The sequence below is a fragment of the Clostridium sp. CM038 genome, assembly GCF_055081105.1.
The window spans coordinates 929,593-950,060 of record NZ_CM143651.1 but is presented as its reverse complement, the minus strand read 5'-3'; the positions used below and the strand labels follow the sequence as shown (position 1 = coordinate 950,060).

Annotated in this window: 14 protein-coding genes; 3 read left to right on the top strand and 11 right to left on the bottom strand. The window is 30.9% G+C overall.

Going from position 1 to position 20,468, the window contains the following annotated elements; all coding sequences use genetic code 11:
• The first annotated feature begins 141 nt into the window (after nucleotides 1–141).
• The gene (locus tag ACWJKS_RS04300) at nucleotides 142–867 is read left to right on the top strand and encodes a tetratricopeptide repeat protein (protein WP_462960499.1); all 726 of its coding nucleotides are present in this window, start codon (nucleotides 142–144) and stop codon (nucleotides 865–867) included.
• Between the two features lie 166 nt (nucleotides 868–1,033).
• Here the strand turns inward: ACWJKS_RS04300 and ACWJKS_RS04295 are convergent, their stop codons facing one another.
• The 10 genes from ACWJKS_RS04295 to ACWJKS_RS04250 form a co-directional block, all read right to left on the bottom strand.
• Nucleotides 1,034–2,494, bottom strand: coding sequence for an IS1182 family transposase (locus ACWJKS_RS04295; protein WP_462960498.1), 1,461 nt, complete (start codon nucleotides 2,492–2,494; stop codon nucleotides 1,034–1,036).
• A gap of 164 nt (nucleotides 2,495–2,658) precedes the next feature.
• Nucleotides 2,659–3,105, bottom strand: a complete 447-nt coding sequence (locus ACWJKS_RS04290) for a DUF2383 domain-containing protein (RefSeq protein WP_462960497.1) — start codon at nucleotides 3,103–3,105, stop codon at nucleotides 2,659–2,661.
• Nucleotides 3,106–3,173: 68 nt separating this feature from the next.
• Nucleotides 3,174–4,304 (bottom strand): ABC transporter permease, encoded by a 1,131-nt coding sequence (locus ACWJKS_RS04285; protein WP_462960496.1) that lies wholly within the window; start codon nucleotides 4,302–4,304, stop codon nucleotides 3,174–3,176.
• Entirely contained in the window at nucleotides 4,282–4,986 is a 705-nt protein-coding gene (locus ACWJKS_RS04280; RefSeq protein ID WP_165413121.1) for an ABC transporter ATP-binding protein, read from the bottom strand. Before ACWJKS_RS04280 ends, ACWJKS_RS04285 begins: the two co-directional genes overlap by 23 nt.
• 17 nt (nucleotides 4,987–5,003) lie before the next feature.
• Nucleotides 5,004–6,143, bottom strand: coding sequence for an ABC transporter permease (locus tag ACWJKS_RS04275; protein WP_165413120.1), 1,140 nt, complete (start codon nucleotides 6,141–6,143; stop codon nucleotides 5,004–5,006).
• Between the two features lie 129 nt (nucleotides 6,144–6,272).
• Nucleotides 6,273–6,947 carry a response regulator transcription factor gene (locus ACWJKS_RS04270; protein ID WP_165413119.1) on the bottom strand — a complete coding sequence of 225 codons (675 nt, stop codon included), beginning with the start codon at nucleotides 6,945–6,947 and terminating at the stop codon, nucleotides 6,273–6,275.
• A 52-nt stretch (nucleotides 6,948–6,999) separates the two neighbouring features.
• The gene (locus ACWJKS_RS04265) at nucleotides 7,000–8,190 is read right to left on the bottom strand and encodes a sensor histidine kinase (RefSeq protein ID WP_462960495.1); all 1,191 of its coding nucleotides are present in this window, start codon (nucleotides 8,188–8,190) and stop codon (nucleotides 7,000–7,002) included.
• Nucleotides 8,191–8,259: 69 nt separating this feature from the next.
• Entirely contained in the window at nucleotides 8,260–11,511 is a 3,252-nt protein-coding gene (locus ACWJKS_RS04260) for a DEAD/DEAH box helicase (RefSeq protein WP_462960494.1), read from the bottom strand.
• Between the two features lie 143 nt (nucleotides 11,512–11,654).
• Nucleotides 11,655–14,762 carry an insulinase family protein gene (locus ACWJKS_RS04255; RefSeq protein WP_165413116.1) on the bottom strand — a complete coding sequence of 1,036 codons (3,108 nt, stop codon included), beginning with the start codon at nucleotides 14,760–14,762 and terminating at the stop codon, nucleotides 11,655–11,657.
• A gap of 218 nt (nucleotides 14,763–14,980) precedes the next feature.
• A complete protein-coding gene (locus ACWJKS_RS04250) occupies nucleotides 14,981–16,456 on the bottom strand; it encodes a Na+/H+ antiporter NhaC family protein (protein ID WP_165413115.1) in 1,476 nt (491 codons plus the stop codon).
• 745 nt (nucleotides 16,457–17,201) lie between these two features.
• Here ACWJKS_RS04250 and ACWJKS_RS04245 point away from each other — a divergent pair.
• The gene (locus tag ACWJKS_RS04245; RefSeq protein WP_165413114.1) at nucleotides 17,202–17,486 is read left to right on the top strand and encodes a hypothetical protein; all 285 of its coding nucleotides are present in this window, start codon (nucleotides 17,202–17,204) and stop codon (nucleotides 17,484–17,486) included.
• Between the two features lie 45 nt (nucleotides 17,487–17,531).
• Nucleotides 17,532–18,110 carry an NUDIX hydrolase gene (locus ACWJKS_RS04240; protein ID WP_462960493.1) on the top strand — a complete coding sequence of 193 codons (579 nt, stop codon included), beginning with the start codon at nucleotides 17,532–17,534 and terminating at the stop codon, nucleotides 18,108–18,110.
• 68 nt (nucleotides 18,111–18,178) lie between these two features.
• On the opposite strand, the gene ACWJKS_RS04235 is transcribed toward ACWJKS_RS04240, so the two are convergent.
• Nucleotides 18,179–20,401 (bottom strand): flotillin family protein, encoded by a 2,223-nt coding sequence (locus ACWJKS_RS04235; protein WP_165413112.1) that lies wholly within the window; start codon nucleotides 20,399–20,401, stop codon nucleotides 18,179–18,181.
• Nucleotides 20,402–20,468: the final 67 nt, after the last annotated feature.

The following is a 20,468-nucleotide window of genomic DNA, read 5'->3' as shown; positions in this document are numbered from 1 at the left end:
TTTACAGAATACTATACCCTTTTATGTTTGTAAATATTATCATTTAAGATAAAAACATTTATTTCATTCCAGTCACATGTATACCGTTTTCTTTTATGTCAATAATTTTAATGTGTGATTGCAATTGAAAGGAGCATGTTAATGAAAACTAGTATCCGTTTAAGCGATGATGAAACCCTAATTAAAGAATATATAGAAAGAGGCAAGGGGCTTTTCAATGATGGGAAAATTGAAAAAGCATTCAAAAATTTTAATAAAGCCATTTTCCTCAACAAGGAATATGCGCAGGCTTATTTTGTCAAAGCTCAAGCTTATATTGAAATGTACGAAGCTTACGAAGCTGAAAAATGCATAAATAAATATTTACAGTTAGTCCCTGGTGACCCAAAAGGCTACTGGAAGTTAATTGATATAAACGATTTAACTGGTGACTTTGATAAATGTATTTACTATTGTGAAAAACTTCTTGAGGCCGATAAACAAAATACAAACATATATTTAAAAAAAGCAGAATTTTTAGCTATTATTAACGATTTTGAAAAAGCTTTAGAATGTTTTGATGAATCCCTAAAACTAAGTCCTGATTTTTATGATGCACTATGTGGTAAAGGAAGTGCACTACTCTCTCTACATAAGGGTAAAGAGGCTCTTGTAATATATAATAAAGCCATTGAAGTTGATATCACTAGAAGTGTTGCATATTTTGGAAAATCAAAAGTATGTATGGCTATGGAAAATCGAATAATAGCCTTAAAATATGCAGCAAAAGCATATGAACTGGAACCTGAAAATGAATGGTATAAATGCCATTATACCGTATTAAAAAATATGTACATAGGTATTAAATCATCTCCTTCGCTGTTGTAATGTCGCTTAATAATAAAATGCTCCCACCTTATATGGAGGCCACTGAAAAAAGCACTCTCTTTTCAGTAAGTTTTTTAGGCTTGAACAGAAAAAACATGAAATACCCATATTTTTGGATGTTTCATGCTTTTTCTTTTTATATTTTTATATTTAAGTTAAAAAAGCCTTATTTCATGCCTTTCAACTTGATTATTCTCTTTAGATTCACAGTGAAGATTGATAACGCACCTTGCATTTGCATGCTAATTAAACCTGACGATGTTGCTACATCATAGCCATGCTGGTGCTTAAGTTCACTGTTTTTAGCCTCTATCATATAACGTTCTCTAGCACGTTTTTTAAAATACTCACTTTTTTCGAACTCTATTTGATCTTTGTGAGTATTTGACTTTATTGAAACCGAATAAGTTTTAGATTTAGCACCTTCTTTATAGCACCCATCTTTATGAACACAATTTTTACACTTTTCTACATTAAAATAGTAAGTTAGCACTTGATTTTTACCAACATTCTTCTTTCCCTGTTTTGCTTTTTTAATAGCCATATGGCCTGCCGGACATACAAATAAACCAGCATCTTTATTAAACTCAAATTCATCTTCTTTTTTTCGCATTCCTTGTGAAATTACAGGATTTAGTCTTGAAATTAATACAATTTTATTTTCTTTTGTATATTTTAAGTTTTTCATTTCAGAATAAGCTGTATCTCCAATTACTTCATTAACATCTATACCAGCCTCACGGCTTTTTTCTATTAAGGCTATGAGCTCCTTTCCATCACTTTTTTCGCCAGTTGTAATAACAGCTGCTGTAATTAAACGTTCTTCACTCATAGCAAGGTGTGATTTATATCCAAAAAAAGAACTATCTTCAGTTTTATGCCCCACTTTTGCATCCTCATCTTTTGATAGTTTTAGATTTTCTAAGTCATCATTAATAGCTTCCATTAAGTAGTTTAATTTAGTTTTCACAGCTGGATTTGCTGCAGTTTCTGGCTTCTCGTTTATGCTATCAATTAATAATTTGCAGTACTCAAGAATATCTTCAAGTACTCCAGTTGTAACTTTATTAGGTAACTCTTCTTTAATACCAGGATGTACTCCATACAATGTTTTTCTTAAGTTTTTTGCACGTTTCAATAATTCTTCGCTCGCTGACTTTTGGTTATAACGTGACTTGGTATGCGTAGCATCAACTATTATTGCTTTACTTTTTAAAACTCCCTCTTTTATAGCAAGTTCTACAGTCTTGTTTATTAATAAATCCAATAAATTCATGTCTTTAAGGCGAAGCTTTCTAAATTTAGTTAATGTACTTGAGTTTATTAAATTTGTTTCTTCTGGGGCTAAATTTAGAAAATATTTAAAGGACATATCATAAAGAGTTCTTTCAACAACATCTTCATCAGACAATTCATATATTACTTTCAAAAGTAAATATTTAAATAGCATTATGGGGTTAATAGCACCTCTACCCATAGATGAACTATAGTTAACCACCAATTCATCATAAACAAATGAAAAGTCAATAAGGTCATTAATTTGCTTTAAAATGTTATCTTCCGGAATAATTAACGAATATAAGCTATGGTATGTATTTATTTTTATTTCCAATTGTCCTTTTAGCATAATAGTATAGCCCCTTTTATTTTAGTCTACTATACTAATTCGACATATCTTTTAAAATTCCTTTTTGTTTTTAGTCTTTTACATAAAAAAAATCGCCATCTTTAATTCGATGACGATTTTTTTTATAGTTTTTCAGTGGCCTCCTTATATGTGAGAGCATTTTACTATTTACATAGTCTTACTATTTCTTGTATTTTTCTTAAATGATTGTCATAGTCGGCTACAACACCTTCTACTTCACTCATTAGACTAGTATCCAACTCCTTATTCTGCTCTATAAATTTATTGCCTTGCTTTATTCCCATTTCCATAGCATCTATTACATGCTCGCATACATCCAAATCAGTATTTACGGGTATAAGTTTAATTTTCTCAAAAAAATCTGCCATAGTCCCCATTATTCCAAGAGTATCGGAAGCATTACCACCTAACTTTTCTATCCTATTGGTAATTGCCTCTTCATGTGTTTTAAATGATTCTATAATTTGAACTAGTTCATTTTTAAGCTTTGGCTCTTTAGCTTTATGCAGATAATCTTTAAAAGTAGTACCTCCCATGTGTATTCCTTTTAAGAATTTATTCATTTCTTTTATATCCTTATTTACATCCATAATCTCACCTCAGTTTATTGTGAGCATTAGCTGTTTGCTTTATACATAATTATTTACTTGAATGTCCCTTAACCTCCAATTACATCAATGGGATCGGTTTTTCGAAGTTCCTTAATAGGTGCAATTAAGCTTAAAAATGATACAATTATTGGTATAAACAACGCTACCTCTGCACCAGAAATGCTCCACAAAGGAATAAATTTACCAGTTGGATAAAGTACAGTTAAATTCAAAATAAAAGCTATAAGCGTAGTTAATAGTATTCCACCTATATATCCAAGTAAACATATCGTAGCGTTTTCCTTCCAAAGTTTAAAATAAAGTGTACTTTTTTTATAACCTATAGCTAATAATACTCCAAATTCGTATTTTCGATTAAGGAAGTTAATGTAATTCAAATTTCCAAGTGATATACATAGCACTACTATTATTATCATATTAAGCATAAATGATAAACTATTCATAGGCCTTAGAATTTCATCCAGTTGCGTTGAAAGACTGTAATAATCCCTAATCAAAATACTTTTAGGTGTACTTTTAGATAAATAATTAATTAAATTTTTATCTTTTATATTTTTAACCGAAAATGCTATAGAGTGCTTCATTACTGCACTTCTAAGAATATTATTCTTATTATCGCTGACTACCGCCAGCATTACTGGACCATCTGTAATTCCTGACACTTTAAATTTGCCTTCTATTTGGTAGCTTGCGGATATCTCTGAGCCAATATAATCTCCTGTATTTAATTTGTTTTGCAGAGCATATTTTTTAGGAATAATGATTTCATTCTTATTGGTCCTAGGAAGTCTACCTTGAATTAGTTTCATATCAAGGGTAGTAAGAACCCTCGATATATCCTTTTCATAAAAATTTAAAACCTCTATAGACATTGAACCCAAAAAGCCACTATATTGAAGAGAACCATACTCACCAATTAGAGGGACAATATACCCTACATTATTATCATTAGTTATTTTGTCTAAGTAATCTTTGGGAATAGGATCTTCATTATTGCTAGACACTGTTGTGTATTTACTAAAAATATTAGTCGCTGTTATCTTTGTTAGCTCAATAGTACTTTTATTTATTAGTGAATAAAAATAAATTAGTAAAACACCCACCATTATAGACATTAGTATTGGCAATATTTTAAAAGTATTATTCTTAATATACTTAAAGGCTGATAGCGGATTCATTACATCCCTCCATTCCTCTTTTTTTAATTGAGGTAACAGCCCCATCCCATATATTAATTATATCATCTGCATTTTCAAGTATGGAAGCATCATGTGTTACAACAATAACTAAGGCATTATTTTTATATGCGTCTAGTAGCTTCATTACTTCCCTTGCACTAGAATGATCTAAAGATGCAGTAATCTCATCACCAAAAATTACTTTAGGGTCATTTATAAGTGCTCTAGCAATTGCAGCCTTTTGTCTTTGTCCACCAGATAATTGATGGGGCTTTTTGTTTGCCAAATGCTCAATGCCAAGCTTTTTTAATAAACCCAAAGCTTTTTCTTTTGCACGAGTACTATTGTCATTTATTGGTGTTAATACATTATCTATTACGCTCATATAATCTATAAGAAAATGCCTTTGGAAAATAAACCCAAAATCTTTACGCCTAAGCTCTGTACTTCTAGAAATAGATAATTCATTAAATTTCATATTATTGTAACTTATGATGCCTGATGATGGAATTTTAAGTCCTGCTAATGAATATAGCAATGAACTTTTACCGCTACCAGATGGTCCCATTATGCCTATTAACCTGTTTTCTTCCAATGAAAGATTAATATTTCTTAAAGCATATGTCTGAACCTCTTTTCCAATATCATATATCAAATTTAAATTTTCTACTTTAAATAACATAATGATTCACTCCTTTTTTATATTCCTTCTATCATTACTATAGGATCTAGCTTACTTATCATTCTGTTTACAGGTATTAATGTAAATAATGTTGTAAATAGTGGTATATAAATTGCCATATATAAAGCTTTTGAAGAATAGTGTACTGAAACCCCTCCAACCGCTCCAAATGTTCCATCATTTATTAAGATAGAAGACAACCATCCTAAAATTAGCCCTAGAGTAAATCCTAGTAGATTTACAATAAACACTTCCCAAAATACCTTCTTCATTAGTTCCACCTTGGTATACCCCATGGCATTTAAGATACCAAGTTCCTGTTTTCTACTAAAAAATTCTACATATTTAGAGCTTCCAGCGGAAATAACCATTACTATAATCGCAATTATACAAATCATATCTAATGTACGCATTATAGATGCTATTTCATTATAAAGTTTAATTATTCCACTTAAAGTCATCACTGTTACCTCCTTTTTAGGGAAACTTAGTAGCAGTTTATCCACATCTTTTACTTTATTGTCCTTTGGAAAAACTAATATCGATTTTTCCGCTGTAATTGTATCCTTGGTATTTATTTTGGCTATATTAATGTTATAAGGCATAAATGATAAATACGCATCGCCTTCAACTATTCCTACCACTGTATACTCACCATTTAAGGCATCATTTTTATCAATAGAATTCCCTATTTTATCCCCGATCTCTACATTTTTATTTTTTGATATTCTATAATCTAGTGCCACTTCTTTATGATTTTCCAGTGGTAGTCTTCCTTCCTTTAATGTTATGTTGTGTTTTTTCATAACATATTCTATATTTTCAGGTCGTATACCTAAAATGGGAGCATTGGTTGAACTTCCGGGTATATCGTAGCGTGTTTGATATGAAACAAATGGGATTATATTTTCTACATTAGAGTTGTCTTTAAGTGTCCTCATGATACTTTCTGGTATTGGTTTGTCTTTTCCCATACTTTGCACTGTCATATGATTTTTATATGGGTTTACATTTAGCTCTTGCATTGAGTCTCCTATAGATTTTACAAAGGTCTGGAAAATATATAAAAATGAAACGGCCACTAATATTGATATGGTAGACGTAATAAGTTTTTTCTTGTTATTTTTACAATAACTTAAAGATGATAAAGGTTTCATTTTACTAACTCCTTTCATAGCATGTTTTTTATAATTACCTTCTAATAAAATAATACCAATTTTAGGAGTAATATAAAAGTAACCCTGGTCACAAAATAAAATGACCAGGGTTACTTTTTTAATGTATATCTATTCCAAAAGTAAATCCTTAATATATATCGCTGCTGATGTTCTATCAGAAATGCCTATTTTACTATAAAGATTACTTACATAGTTTTTCACTGTTCCACCAGATATGTATAATGAAGATGCAATTTGCTTATTGGTAAAACCCTGAGATAGCATTTTTGCAATTTCAATTTCTTTTTCTGAAAGTCCAAAAGAACTTAATAATTTAGCTTCACGATTCTTAATATTTTTTTGATTGTCATTACTGTACTCTTTGACTATTTTACCAGCAAGCACTATAGCAATTTTAGAGGGCAATATAAAAGCACCCGTGTACGCATCCTTCACCGCTTTTATAAGTCCATCCCCTTCTATATCCTTCAAAATATAACCAGTTGCACCATTGCTTAAAGCTTTAACAATGAATTCTTCATCATCAAAGGTTGTAAGAATAAGTATAATTATATTAGGGAATTTTCCCTTTATTAATTTGGTGCATTGTACTCCATCCATATTTGGCATTCTTATATCCATTAACACCACCTGAGGTTTAGTTTCAGAGCATAATTCTAGTGCCTCCACCCCATCTTTTGCAAGGGCCACTACTTCTATATTTTCCTCTAGTTCAAGTATTGTCTTAAGTCCATCCCTCATAAGGGTTTGATCATCTGCAATTAACACTCTTATTTTGTCCATAAAAGCCTCCCCCAAAAATAAAGCATTTAATATTTTTACATTTTTCTAAAAGTTATTGAAGGCAAGCTTTAGAATAAGAAAGTGTAATGAGAAGTTCTAAGCCCTCTTGCACATCAGAATTAATGTCAAAGCTTCCTTCTAAGTCATAAACTCTATCTCGCATAGCGCGAAGCCCGAATCCGTAGTTTAATGTACCTGCACCTTCGCCATTATCTTCAAGAGAAAAACATACTTTATCATCTTTTTTTATAAGTTTAAACAAAAAAGCATTACTTTTACCATGACGAATCCCATTGGTAAGCCCCTCTAGTAGAGAAGATAAAATTACATTTTTCGCTTGTTTATTTAAATTTAATGAAGAGTCTATTTCAGTTTTAATTACGACCCCTGAGTGTAATTGAGTATCCTTAATGAGCGCTTCTAATGAAGGATAAAACTCCAGTAATTCATCACCTTTTTCAAGCACCCGGACAGAGGTACGAATATCATTAAGACCCTTTCTCACTTGACTTTGTGCTAAGCAAAGTTTCTCTTTTGATAAATTCGAATTCACCTTCATCAGCCTTTTGCTAGCCTCTATTTCTACTAATACAGTGGTTAATGTATGCCCCACTGTATCATGAATTTCCCGTGCTATCTTATTTCTCTCTTTAATAATAGTCATCATCTCTAACTTTTCATATGCATCCTTTAAATTCATATATATGCATTCTTTTTCTAATTTCTCCATAGTTATTTCATTTAAAGAGACTTCAATTATTTCTGCTTGCTTTAATAAATATCTCACAAGGAAAAACATCAAATAAATCATAGAAAAAATTGATAGACTTAAAAATATTTTCACAATGATACTTGCAAATTCAAAATCCACCATAATACTTAAAGTTACGCAGTAAAGTACAAATGAAAAAATTGAAGCAATTATACCAAATGCTAATTTGAAATTTAGAACAATATCTTCCAACATAAAATAATATAAACATAAAGATAGATGAGAGTTATCATTTAGATTAAGTGTAAATATAAATATAAAATCTATTATTAAAGAAAAACAACTTAAATTTTTATGATTTTCACTATCATATATGAAAAACACTCTAATAGTGTAAGATGTTAAAAATAAGAAGGTTAAAGTAATAATTAACAATTGATTTTCAGCGTTATAAAGCGCAGTTATTAAAAATATCCCAGTAAATAGTATATAATTAATAATCAGTAAAATGTCCTTAATCTTATTTTTCATAAAATACCTCATAAATTTAAAATAGTATTATTACCTAACTTTACAATAAAAAGAATTTATAATCAAGTTTTACTCTTTCATTTCAAACAATCCAAATATCTCTTCCTCACTTAAGGCTGCAAAACCTTCGCCGCCAGATAGTTCATCCCCCATAAGCTCTGATATAAGCTTTTTCTTCTCTTCTTGAAGTGACAGAATTTTTTCCTCAATTGTGCCCTTAGCTATAATTTTTATAACACTCACCACATTCTTTTGCCCTATTCTATGAGCCCTATCAGTTGCCTGCTCTTCTACTGCTGGATTCCACCAAGGATCAAAGTGAATTACTACATCTGCAGAAGTTAAATTTAGGCCTGTGCCTCCAGCCTTTAAGCTTATTAAAAATACAGAATTTTCGCCATCATTGAAGTCTTTTACCAAATTTATTCTCTTCTCTGACAGCACTGATCCATCCAAGTAACTAAAAGCTATTCTCTCTACTACAAGTCTTTTTTGTATATTCTTAAGAACAGAGGTGAATTGAGAGAAAACAAGTACTCTATGCCCCTCCTCTATACTCTTATGAAGTTGTTCCACTAGAGCTTCTATTTTTGCGCTACCACCACTATAATCATCCATGAGTACTTTTGGATCTAAACATATTTGTCTTAACTTTGTTATATACGAAAGTATCTCTATTTTACTATTTTTAAACTCATCATTTTTCACCTTCTTTTCAATAAGTTCCATTGCATGATTTGCATAGGTTTTATAAACTTTCTTTTGCTCCTCCTCTAAACTTACTATTAGCGTTTTTTCTATTTTATCAGGTAATTCCTTTAAAACATCTTTTTTCAGACGCCTTAAAATAAAAGGTTTTATAAGCCTATTTAAATCTTCTAATATCTCCGGACTCTCCTTAAGCTTTTTATGGTATCTTACACTAAATCTCTTTTGATCATATAGGTATCCTGGCATTATAAAATCAAATATAGACCATAAATCCATAAGAGAATTTTCTATTGGTGTACCGGATAGTGCAAATCTTGTCTTCGCCCTTATCTCCTTCACAGCTATTGCATTTTGAGAGTTTGGATTTTTTATATTTTGAGCTTCATCAAGTATGCAATAATCAAACTCTAATACCTTGTAACTTTCCGAGTCCCTCTTTAATAGGTTATAGGTAGTTATAATCACATCATAATTTTCTATATTATTTACTATTTCTTCTCGCGCGTCCTTTAACCCATTAACCGCAGCAACCTTTAACCTAGGTGCAAACTTTTCAAACTCGCTTATCCAATTATATATTAGGGATGTAGGTGCTACAATTAAAGTCTTACTTCCCTTACTTGCTAATATAAAAGTAATAGCTTGAATAGTTTTACCAAGACCCATTTCGTCTCCTAAAATCCCACCAAACCCTAAATAATCTAATGTTTTAAACCAATTATATCCGATCTTTTGATACTCTCTTAATTTTCCTTTTAAATCAACTGGTTCTTTAAAATTCAATTTTTCAATATTCTTAATCTTATCTCTTACCTCTTTTAATTCTTTTTTTCCTTTTATATATCTAATGTTATTTTCCTTTAAATAACCATCTAGGAAAATACCTTTGCTTTTAGATATTTCAATATGATTATTATCACTATCAGATGGTGTAATCACATCTAAAAGCTTTAAGAATTTATAAAGCTCTAATTCCTCCAAATCAAGATACTCACCATTTTTCAGCTTATAATACTTAAGATAATTTCTAAAAGCTCTTAGTATATTTGTAGTTTCTCGTGGCTCAATATCCCCTATTTTAAAATCCATTTCAAAATAATTATACTTTCCGCTTTTAATATCTCCACTAATACCCTTAGCACCTAAGGATTTTATACCTTTAAAGTTTTCGGAGTAATAAACTTCTCCTATTTCTTGAAGTCTCCCAATATCACTTTTAAAAAATTTGAATATATAGTCCCCTCCCTTTAAGAAATAAAACTTATTTCTTATCTCCTGAAAACCTAAAACTTTTAGAATTGATATAACCTGAGCTTCCTTTTTATAATCCCTATATACTATTTTTTCAAGGCAATCCTCAAAGATATTAAACTGAAAAGTTCCATACTTTACTTTTAATGTTAGAGTAATATCTTTCCCCTCCTGATTAAAGTAGAAACTAAACTCGCACTTACCCATTACTATTTTATCTTTTATAGCCTTAGATAAAACAACACTCGGTGACAATAAATTAAGATCTGGAATCAGCCTTCTTAATATATTCTCCTCCTCAAATCTTGTAATAGTTACGACCTTTGCCTCATTAAAAACTTGAAGGTACGGACTTATCTTATAACAAAACTCATAATCTGGAATATATATATTTGTTCCATACAAGAAAACATCATTCTTAGATCCTAAAGATGCTGGCATTCCGCTTGAAGATTTAAGTACATAATTATCCTTTATTATTTTTAAATCAAAATCTAGGGGTGGAGACTCATATAAAATTTCTGTATCCACAGGTCTATAAAAAAAGCCATCATTTAAATAGACTCTATGCTTAATTATAATTTCGAAAAATTCCCTGGTTAGATATTTAGGAATATTTATGTTTTTTCCATCTACATACCGGTCTTCACGTCTGTTAACGTGCCTCCGAGTTCCCTCAATCGTCTTTAACATTTCAATAAAATCAATAATCCTTTTATCCTTTGTGGACATTTTTTGATTTTCCATATTAAAAGTAAAATTTTTGCTATAGTTTATAGGAATATTATTATAATACCCTAATAAAAAGTGATTGATATCCTTTAAAACATAAAGATTACTTGCACTCATAGAAGTTAACCCTATTTTAAACTCAGCTGTAAGGTCGCTAGTCCACTGATTTTTATTTATGTACACCTCTATTTTAATTTCTTCTTTATGTCTTTCATCGCCCAAAAGCATAGATAGTACATTACTACTATTTTTAAATGTACTTGGATTCATAACATCATCTTCCCTTAAAAGTGGGTGACTTGATAAATCCTCTAATGCTTTATAAAATGTTGCTACTAAATGTTTGCAACAATAATTTTCTTTTTTAAACTCATTGCTTTCAAAATCAGAACAGCTACAGAATGTAGTAAAAATACTTCTCCGAACTGCATCCATCTCAATTTTCGTGCGATATTCATTAAAAAGTTTCTCTGAAATCACATTTCCATCTATACATATTAATTTATCTTCATTTGTAATATTTACAGAAGAAACCAAATCATTATTAAGGACCCTTTGCCCACTGGCATGATTTTTACCACTGGTTCCTTCATTAAATATTTGTAATATCATATCTTCTTTCAACATATTTTCTCCCTAGTTCTTAAGTTTTATATTCTTTTAATTATACCATAAACACAGAAAGAACATAAAACTTGCGCTTTATGTTCTTTTCTAAATGTATACTGCAATTTAAAGCATATTTAATCATCTCCTGCGGAGCTGAAATATTAATGTTTAGCCTTCTTAATAGGTACTATAATCCTATCGAATAAATCTTTATTTTGATTTACTTTAGTTTCACTACCAACAACGCAGTGTAATTTCTGTTTTTTTATAGTATCCAACAGATCCGCGAAGTTTCTTATGTCACCCGCGGTAGTCGCTAACACTTCATCACGTAGCTTTTGAATATCAGCTTGAGTAGTTCCTGTAAAATACATATTGTCCCCCATTAGACCTTTAGAAGATGGCCCTGCTAAAGAATCCATACTTCCTATCGTTCCTATTATATAATTAGTCATATCCTTTTCACTTGCTTTAAAGTTTTTTAAAAATTTTACAGCATCATCAAATGTGTTTAATGTCTCCTTTAAATTTGGATCGCGGTAAGAATAGAACAATACCTCGTCCTTTGTAAAACTCATAGCCCCACCGTATGCACCGCCTTTCACTCTAACTTCCTGCCATAAATAATCACTATTTAAAATATTTTCAAGAACCTTCATATGTCCATTATAGTTGTACCCTGCTTTTTTAAAACAACCAGCCTTAACCACATATTGCACTTGAGATGGAATTATAAAAGCCTCATTCTTTTTCGAAAAATCAAACTCATATTTCTGCTTAGGAAATTTTTTATCCTTAATTCTTTCTCCTAATTTATTAAGACTAATAACAAATTCTTCATAATTTTTTTCATCTCCAGTGTAACTTACAACCAAGTCCTCTTTGTTAAATACAATATCTTTAACATCATTTAAATTTTTTACCGTTTCTTCAAATTTCACATCAAAGTTATCATCCAAATCACAAATAAAATCGTAGTAAGGCAAATAATCCAAATCAGTATACTTACCACTATATGATAAATAGGACAATGTACGTTTTATTGCAATTCGGTTACCTTCATTAACAAACATAGATTCATAATTTACTCTTATTTTTTTAATTAAATCTTTCATCCGTTCCTTATCATCAAACTTACTATGATTCATTATTTCATCTAATAGTTCCAAGGAATTTGGTAATGCATTATTAATAGAATTTACTGAAACACTCATTTTAGGAGAGTATTTATTACTATCAGTATTATTTTTAAATGATGTTGAATTAAAGGCAATTCCCCCGGTATACTTCATCATTTTATTTGAAAGTTGCATAATATTATATTTTTCAGTACTAATATTTCCTAAAACACTCGCAAGTAATTTCAAATATAATACTTTGTTTTGAGGAACCTTTGAACTGTCAAAATATAAATTAGAATAAGTAATTCCATCAGTGAACATCGGATGACTTAATACTTTTATACCTCCTTCTAGTTTTTCTTTTGTTGGAATTTCTTCTGATTTTAAATTTAAATCCTTAAGTGTAAGCGTTGGTATTTTCGATAATTTTTCTTTTGAATCTAATGTTCCCTGCCATTTTTTTAATTCTTCTGCGTCTTTTTTAATTGTAGCTAATTCAATTTGCGATAGTGATTTTTTATACTCTGAAAGTTTCTTTTTTACCATTTCTTCTTTTATTTCATTTAATCCACTAGAAGGTTTTAAAACAACTAATGAATTATTTTTATTATCCAATAAATATTTTTGTACTAACTTTTCAAAATACCCATCGGATATTTTAGATTTTATTTTATTAAGTGCTGGGGTAATCTCTAGATATTCTGTAGGACTCACATCATAATTCCAGCAATTTAAAGCTGAAGACATATAATTCATACCTCTGTTAGCATCCGAATTTTGAGTGCGCAAACTTAGTTCTACAGCACTGAATACTGAATTTACTAATTCTTTATCAAACCCCTCTTTTACCACTTGTTTTAAGGAATCATCAACAAGACTTTTAAATTTATATTTCTCTGATTCATTTGCATTGGTAGCAATTATACTGAAAGTTGGTTGCTTAGTTGAGGGGTTAAAACTTGCATAGACATCCCCTCCAATCCCATTATTTAATAATGATTTCCTTAGAGGTGAAGTTTTAGTATTCAAAAGAATCTCTTGCAATATTTGAAAACCTAAAATATTTTCTACATCTGTTACCTTATCGATCATATAATTAGATGATAAGTACGTCATATCTGCTGTACCTACACCTTTAGCCACAGGATATAAAGCTGTTTTTTCAACCTTTTTTTCATTTTCATAAGGTTTCTGTAATTTAATTTTACTATCCACTGTTGTTTTTTTAAGTTTACTCAGATAATTATCATTCATAAATTTCAATGTATGTTCAATATCCAATTTTCCATATAAATATATAGAGCTATTTGATGGAACATAATATTTTTTATATGTTTCGATAAATTTGTCGTAGGTTAGGTCAGGAATATTATCTGGCTTACCTCCCGATTCAAAACTGTATGAATTTTCATTAAAAAGCGATTGATTAATAGTATTAGATAATATTACCTCTGGAGAAGAGTTATTCCCCTTCATTTCATTGTATACTATTCCATTATAATGTAACTCTCCTGTCTTACTATTAACCTCGTAATGCCACCCTTCTTGTTTAAGTATTTTAGGATTTTTAGATATATTTGGATAAAACACTGCATCCATGTATACACTCATCAAATTGTCAAAATCCTTTTCATTCTTACTTGCTACTGGATACATTGTAAAATCTGGTCCTGTAAACGCATTTATAAATGTACTTAGTGATTGCTTAGTCATAATTAAAAACGGGTCTTTAACAGGATACTTCTTTGAACCGCATAAAACTGAATGCTCAATAATGTGGTTAACACCAGTATTATCATTCACTGGAGTACGGAAACTTATTGAAAATACTTTGTTTTCATCCTCATTCTGTAAATAAATCAGTTTGGCCCCACTTTTAATATGCTTAAATATCATGGCAGTTGAGTGTACATCGGGAAGCCATTTTTTAGACTCTAACTTAAAGCCTGATATACTTTTTCCTGTTTTCAACTCTTCCTTATCACTTATAACTGACAATGAATTATTTAATTTTACCTGCTTCGTTTTCGCACCTAGTGCGATTTGTGTACCATGTACGACTTGCGCACCTAGTGCGACATTACTGAAGCTATTAAATAATAATCCAATTGCTACCAATATAGAAGTTGTTTTTGTGAACCTCTTCATTTGATTCCCCCTTAACTATAAAATTTATAATAATTTATAATTTATAATTTTTTATGTTATAAGTAGTATGTTTTATTTACAACATTCAATGCATCAATTATTGTATATCCTAAATTTAACTTAGAAATAATCAAAAAATAACTATAAGATTAAAATTTTACAATAAAAAAGAAGCTCACTTTTCAGTGAGCTTTTTATAAAGATATGTTTATTTACTTTTATGCAGAACGTTCTTCTTTTACTTCCTCTTCTACATTTTTCTTTAATCTTACATCAGGTTCCCTTGGCAATTTGAAATGGGGTATAAATCTATCCCAACCTGTTATTGTAAGAACTAATAATGAAAATACTGCTACCATAGCCATAAAGTTATATTTTATTATATCAATTGGAGCAAATTTGTATAATGGATAAACTGCAGAGGCTATCCCTACATAAAATCCGATATATACGTGCCATGGAATAAGCTGAGATCCAAATACTCCAAGAGAACTTCCAAAAGTAGCATTTCTAAGCCGTAGCGTATATAAGTCTTCTTCACTACCTTCTACGTTGTCTTCAAGAAGATTTTTAATTATTGGTCCAACTGTTACAATTTGAGCCATTTCATCTGCTAATGCTGCATTCCCAAGAATTGAAAGCATACCGTTCCAAAACATAAGTTGTTTTACGTTGCATGACATTTTCGAAACCAATCTTGACAATGGTGCAAATGCATTTATTTTACCCATTATACCTGCAAAAGCTCCAATCCACATCATCATTACTATAACCCATGAACCTGCATCTGCGAATCCTTTTTTCATTAATTCTAAAAATTGAGGTATGTCTGTTATTGTTCCAGCTGTTAATCCAAGGATTAACGATGTTATTATTCCAAGTCCTAAACAAGCAAGTGTTGGCATTCCCTTTACCGCAACTACAAGCACTACCAATAGTGGAATAATCATGTAAACTGGAACTCCGGTTTTAACTTGATTTAATAGTACTACTGCTGATGGTTTAGCTGCTTCAAGGGATTTCCACACACTTTCTGGGATTTGATCTATTGCTTGGGATGAACTTCCAACTATAGTTGGAAGGTTCATTGACACACTTACAAAGTAGAAAATACCTGCCGTTATTACTAACGTTATAAGAGCCCATACACCTTGATGCTTTATTCTATCAGTGACATCAACACTTTGAATACCAGAACTTACAACAGTTGTATCTGAAATAAGTCCTATATTATCTCCAAAGCAAGCTCCTCCTGCAATAGCAGCTGTAGTAAGCATTATATTTCCACCTGTTATATGATTTAGCCATAGGAAAATTGGAGCACAAGCTGCAAATGTTCCCCATGAAGATCCTGTTGCAATTGATAGAACAGCTGTTACTGAAAGGCCTGTAAGCGCTACTGTTCTACCCGTTATTCCAAGCGTAAGTGCTAAATTAATTATCGCAGCTCCAACACCTGTTGACATAAACGCTTCTGCTAGTGCATATGCTAGCATTAGTATAAAAAAAACTAATTGCATTTCTTTTACGTTCTCCACAGCAGAATCAACAATATCATTAAATTTGAACTTACAAGTTATTGCCGCTATTATAGCTGCATAAATTACTGAAATTGGAGCTGCAATTAATGCATCCATTCTGGACATCATCAATCCCGCCATTAAAAATACTGGTGATAGTTTTAATAAACTCATTAAACATATATGCTACTCAAAATATGGTCAAATATATTCACTAATAAATTAATAATTTCATTTACGCAGTTTTTTTAATATATATACAATTATAAATTAAATTTTCGTACGTTAATAATTACTGTTGAATAATTTGAGAGTAGCTCCCCCTTTCGATATTTTTTTAAAACTTCAACAAAATTTCAAAATAAAAATTATGTCTTAAATTTTGATAAAGAGTTAATTTTTTCTTATGTAATTTTTGATCATACACATTAGTGTGTCATTTTAAACTTCCATATTTCCTTGAAAGTTTTCTTTGATTAGCTATTAGATTTCTAATATAATTTCACATTGCATAAATCATTAAAATTTTTTCATTTCTTTGTATGTATAACGATTACATTGCAAGTTATAAAAAATAAAAATATAACGATTACACCGTAAGTTACAAAAAATAAATAACGTAAATATAAGTTTTAACTTGATTGATTTGATCACAAAACAAGCATAAAAGTATAACTTATTTCATCATATACGATTTTTTTACATTTTTTTTATTCCACTACAAACAGTATATAATACTATTTAATATAAATCAATCGAATTTATTTAAATTGAACATTTAGCTATTAATTGTAACTTCTCTCTTGAATATTGGTAAAATATTTCATATATTTCTTAATGATTACTTCTTCCTTTATTTGTTTTTATTCATTCAAAGTGCTACTATTAATTTATATACATTAATTAAGGAGGAATTAAAATGAACACAATGAAAGAATTTACTTTTGAACCTCGTTATTTGAGTTTAGCTGTCATAAATGATGTCAATGTAGGAAATAAAATATTGAATGAGCTTATTATAGATGACGAAAGTTGTTTAGGGCATAGACAGGTAGGTAGTAGAAGCTATCACATTTTCTATTTCAAAAATGATCGCTTTTCGGTTTATTATCATAAAGGCGGAGTAGACGCAATGTACTCCTCTAAATCACTAGATGCCGTTTTAGATTATGTGAATAATTTAAAATCAGAGGATTTTGAGTAACCTAATATAGATAGCATAAAATGAAGTATTACTGGAGATGAAATAATGAGTATAAAAAACATTACAACACTAGCAGATACAAAGTATTTAAAACTTTATAATGCAGAGTATACCAATAAAAGTGGAGAACCTAGAAATTGGTCCATAGCTTCTAGAAAAGATTTAGCTACATTAAAAAACAACTATTTTAATGGCGCAGAGGACAATATAGACGCTGTTATAATTGTAGCTACTCATGTAGCTCAAAATAAATTAGTGGTTATAAAGCAATTTAGGGTTCCTCTTAATAATTATGTTTATGAAATCCCAGCTGGACTTATAGATTGTGGAGAGGATTTTAAAACTACTGTAAGCCGCGAACTAAAAGAAGAAACCGGCCTTGATTTGATTCAAATTGATTATGATAAGACAAAATCTAAGGCGTATATATCTACAGGTATGACAGACGAGTCTGCTGCCTTAGTGTATTGTACTTGCTCAGGCGAAATATCAAAATATTATTTAGAACCAGATGAGGATATTGAAGTTATGTTATTATCCAAGGAAGAAGCTAGTATTTTAATCAGTTCTAATGAGAAGATAGATATTAAGGCTTTTCTTGCAATACAAAACTTTATAGGTTAGATGTTGTTAAATAAAAAAGCCATCAGAATAAATTAATTTATTCTGATGGTTTTTTTACATTAGTTTCTTTATTGTTTTATTACATCTTTAGCATTTACATTATCTATATCTTTAGGCATCACTACACTTTTATCATTTGCCATATTTGCAAGCACCATACTCATTATACCTTCCATTGCATTAGGTGTTTTCCCATCAGTTCCACCCATTATTATGGTTTGTGGTACTAGTGGAGATTTACTTATCTTTAACGCCTCTGCAAATGCTATCATAACGCTTTGCCTAACTTGTAAATCTGGGCCGCCATATGCCTCAACTAAAGCCCTCGCCGCTGTCCCCTTTGCGATACCTACCTTTGTTTCTTGCTCAGCAGTAGCATCTGCAACTGCTTTAATATTTAGTGCTGTTGCTTTACCTACTGTTTCAAGTTTGAATGATTCTGCTCTTGCCGCAAGTTCCACTTGTTTAGCATTAGCACCCGCAGTTAATTCAATAGTTTTGGCTTGTGCCGCTGCCTGGGCTTCTCTAGTATATCTTTCAGCATCAGCTTCTTGAGTTCTCTTATATTTGTCCGCTTCAGAAAGTTTCTGCGTTTTTAGTGCTAACTGTTCTGCCAATCTCAATTCAGATTTACCCTTATTATCCGCTACCTCTATGTCAATACTTGATTGCGTAAGAGCTGACTGTGCTGTTGCTTTTGCCTGAGCTTCATTTAATTCTCTTTGCTTTTCAGCAGATTTTTGTTTAGCTTCATTGGTCTTAATCTCTTCCATAGCTACTTGTCTATCTCTTAGCTGTGCAAGAATTTTTTCAATTCTTGTATCACTAGCAGAAGCTGCCGGTGTTCCAATTAATACTTCTTGTAGCTCTAAATCATATAGTTTAAACTTCTCTTTCATTTCATCTGATGCCTGCTTCTGAATTTCACTTCTATCTTGAACTAATTGTATAAGAGTCTTAGTTTGCCCAATATTCTTGAAGTAACCAGCTATCATTGGGTCAAGCGATTGTTCAATAAGCATTTTAATATCCCCAAACCTTTGTATAACTGATGATGCTTTTCTATAATCGATGTTAAATACTACGGTTAGTGGTAGATTAGGCTCGAAGGCATCCTTAGTTATTAAACTAATCTCTTTTAAATTATCATCTAACTTGTGCACTCCACTTTGACCAGTAATCCATTTTAATATTACATTAGTAGTAGGAACTGGTACAACTTTACCTGCATAAGTATTAAATGCATACTTTCCTGGCATCATGGAATCTCTCCAAATACCTTTTTTGCCTTGCTCTACAAGTTCTCCATGAGAATAACCCGTACCTGAAACATCCTCCCCTTTATCACCAAAATAACTTACCACAACCCCTACATAACCAATATCTATTATACTTTTAGGTACTATATCAACACTTGCAAACATTCTATTAATGAAGTAAACTCCATCCGTAAGTACTTGCATCTGCTTACCTTTTCTGCCATCTGCAGCTAAAAACTTTTCTGGCTCTTGGAAGTTATTGTGATAGAACTCATTATTTATACTCTCACCAACAATAGGTGCTATAATTGCTCCATTGTCCGGTGTAGGCCCCTCATTGATAGTTACAATACCTATAGTATCAAGGTTACCGTCCTTATTCCTTCCTTTATTATATGAGGCTTCCATTTCACTACCATCATTCTGCTGAGTGTATTGCTCCGTAGTTTTTGAACTTGATATAATTACAGGATTAAACCCACCTTCTCTAGCTAAGTCACTTCGCATTGTTTCTATTTGTGCCGTCTCATCTTTTGACGTAAATATAGAGTGTACCTTGTCTTTCGTGATTATAATAAATTGTGCCAAGTTAAATGCATAAGTACCCTCACGAAGAATATGTCTCTGTGGACCTTTTTGTCCACCATTATTCAAAAATGCCACAACATCTTGAAATGACTTACTTTGTGGTATAACCTTACCTAAAGTTTGACCATCCCCTAAACTTTCCCCTGACCTTGAAAATACATAAGCTATTTGACCTTGTGGTATAGTTACGAGCCTTACCTTCTTAACCTTATACTTGAAAGGCGTTTTGAAGTGAACACCGGCCCTTAGTACTTCTGGTTGATAACCCGCTTCTCCCTTTAGTGCTATAAGACTATCGGCCGGCACTGAGCCGCTTAAACTCCACCACTTCTCGACAATCCCCACCTCATCTGTTCCTATGCTTGTAAACCCTATGCCATAAGCAATTAAAATTAATGATACTACAACTATACCTACTGTAATTAACACGGTGTATGAACCCATAATTTCCCCCTTGTATAATTTATATTTTATTGTATTATATGTTAATATTTTAAAATTAGTCTATATA

Coding starts and splice junctions, on each gene's coding strand:
- ACWJKS_RS04300 (WP_462960499.1), top strand. CDS start 142: ATGAAAACTAGTATCCGTTTAAGCGATGATGAAACCCTAATTAAAGAA.
- ACWJKS_RS04295 (WP_462960498.1), bottom strand. CDS start 2,494: ATGCTAAAAGGACAATTGGAAATAAAAATAAATACATACCATAGCTTA.
- ACWJKS_RS04290 (WP_462960497.1), bottom strand. CDS start 3,105: ATGGATGTAAATAAGGATATAAAAGAAATGAATAAATTCTTAAAAGGA.
- ACWJKS_RS04285 (WP_462960496.1), bottom strand. CDS start 4,304: ATGAATCCGCTATCAGCCTTTAAGTATATTAAGAATAATACTTTTAAA.
- ACWJKS_RS04280 (WP_165413121.1), bottom strand. CDS start 4,986: ATGTTATTTAAAGTAGAAAATTTAAATTTGATATATGATATTGGAAAA.
- ACWJKS_RS04275 (WP_165413120.1), bottom strand. CDS start 6,143: ATGAAACCTTTATCATCTTTAAGTTATTGTAAAAATAACAAGAAAAAA.
- ACWJKS_RS04270 (WP_165413119.1), bottom strand. CDS start 6,947: ATGGACAAAATAAGAGTGTTAATTGCAGATGATCAAACCCTTATGAGG.
- ACWJKS_RS04265 (WP_462960495.1), bottom strand. CDS start 8,190: ATGAAAAATAAGATTAAGGACATTTTACTGATTATTAATTATATACTA.
- ACWJKS_RS04260 (WP_462960494.1), bottom strand. CDS start 11,511: ATGTTGAAAGAAGATATGATATTACAAATATTTAATGAAGGAACCAGT.
- ACWJKS_RS04255 (WP_165413116.1), bottom strand. CDS start 14,762: ATGAAGAGGTTCACAAAAACAACTTCTATATTGGTAGCAATTGGATTA.
- ACWJKS_RS04250 (WP_165413115.1), bottom strand. CDS start 16,456: ATGAGTTTATTAAAACTATCACCAGTATTTTTAATGGCGGGATTGATG.
- ACWJKS_RS04245 (WP_165413114.1), top strand. CDS start 17,202: ATGAACACAATGAAAGAATTTACTTTTGAACCTCGTTATTTGAGTTTA.
- ACWJKS_RS04240 (WP_462960493.1), top strand. CDS start 17,532: ATGAGTATAAAAAACATTACAACACTAGCAGATACAAAGTATTTAAAA.
- ACWJKS_RS04235 (WP_165413112.1), bottom strand. CDS start 20,401: ATGGGTTCATACACCGTGTTAATTACAGTAGGTATAGTTGTAGTATCA.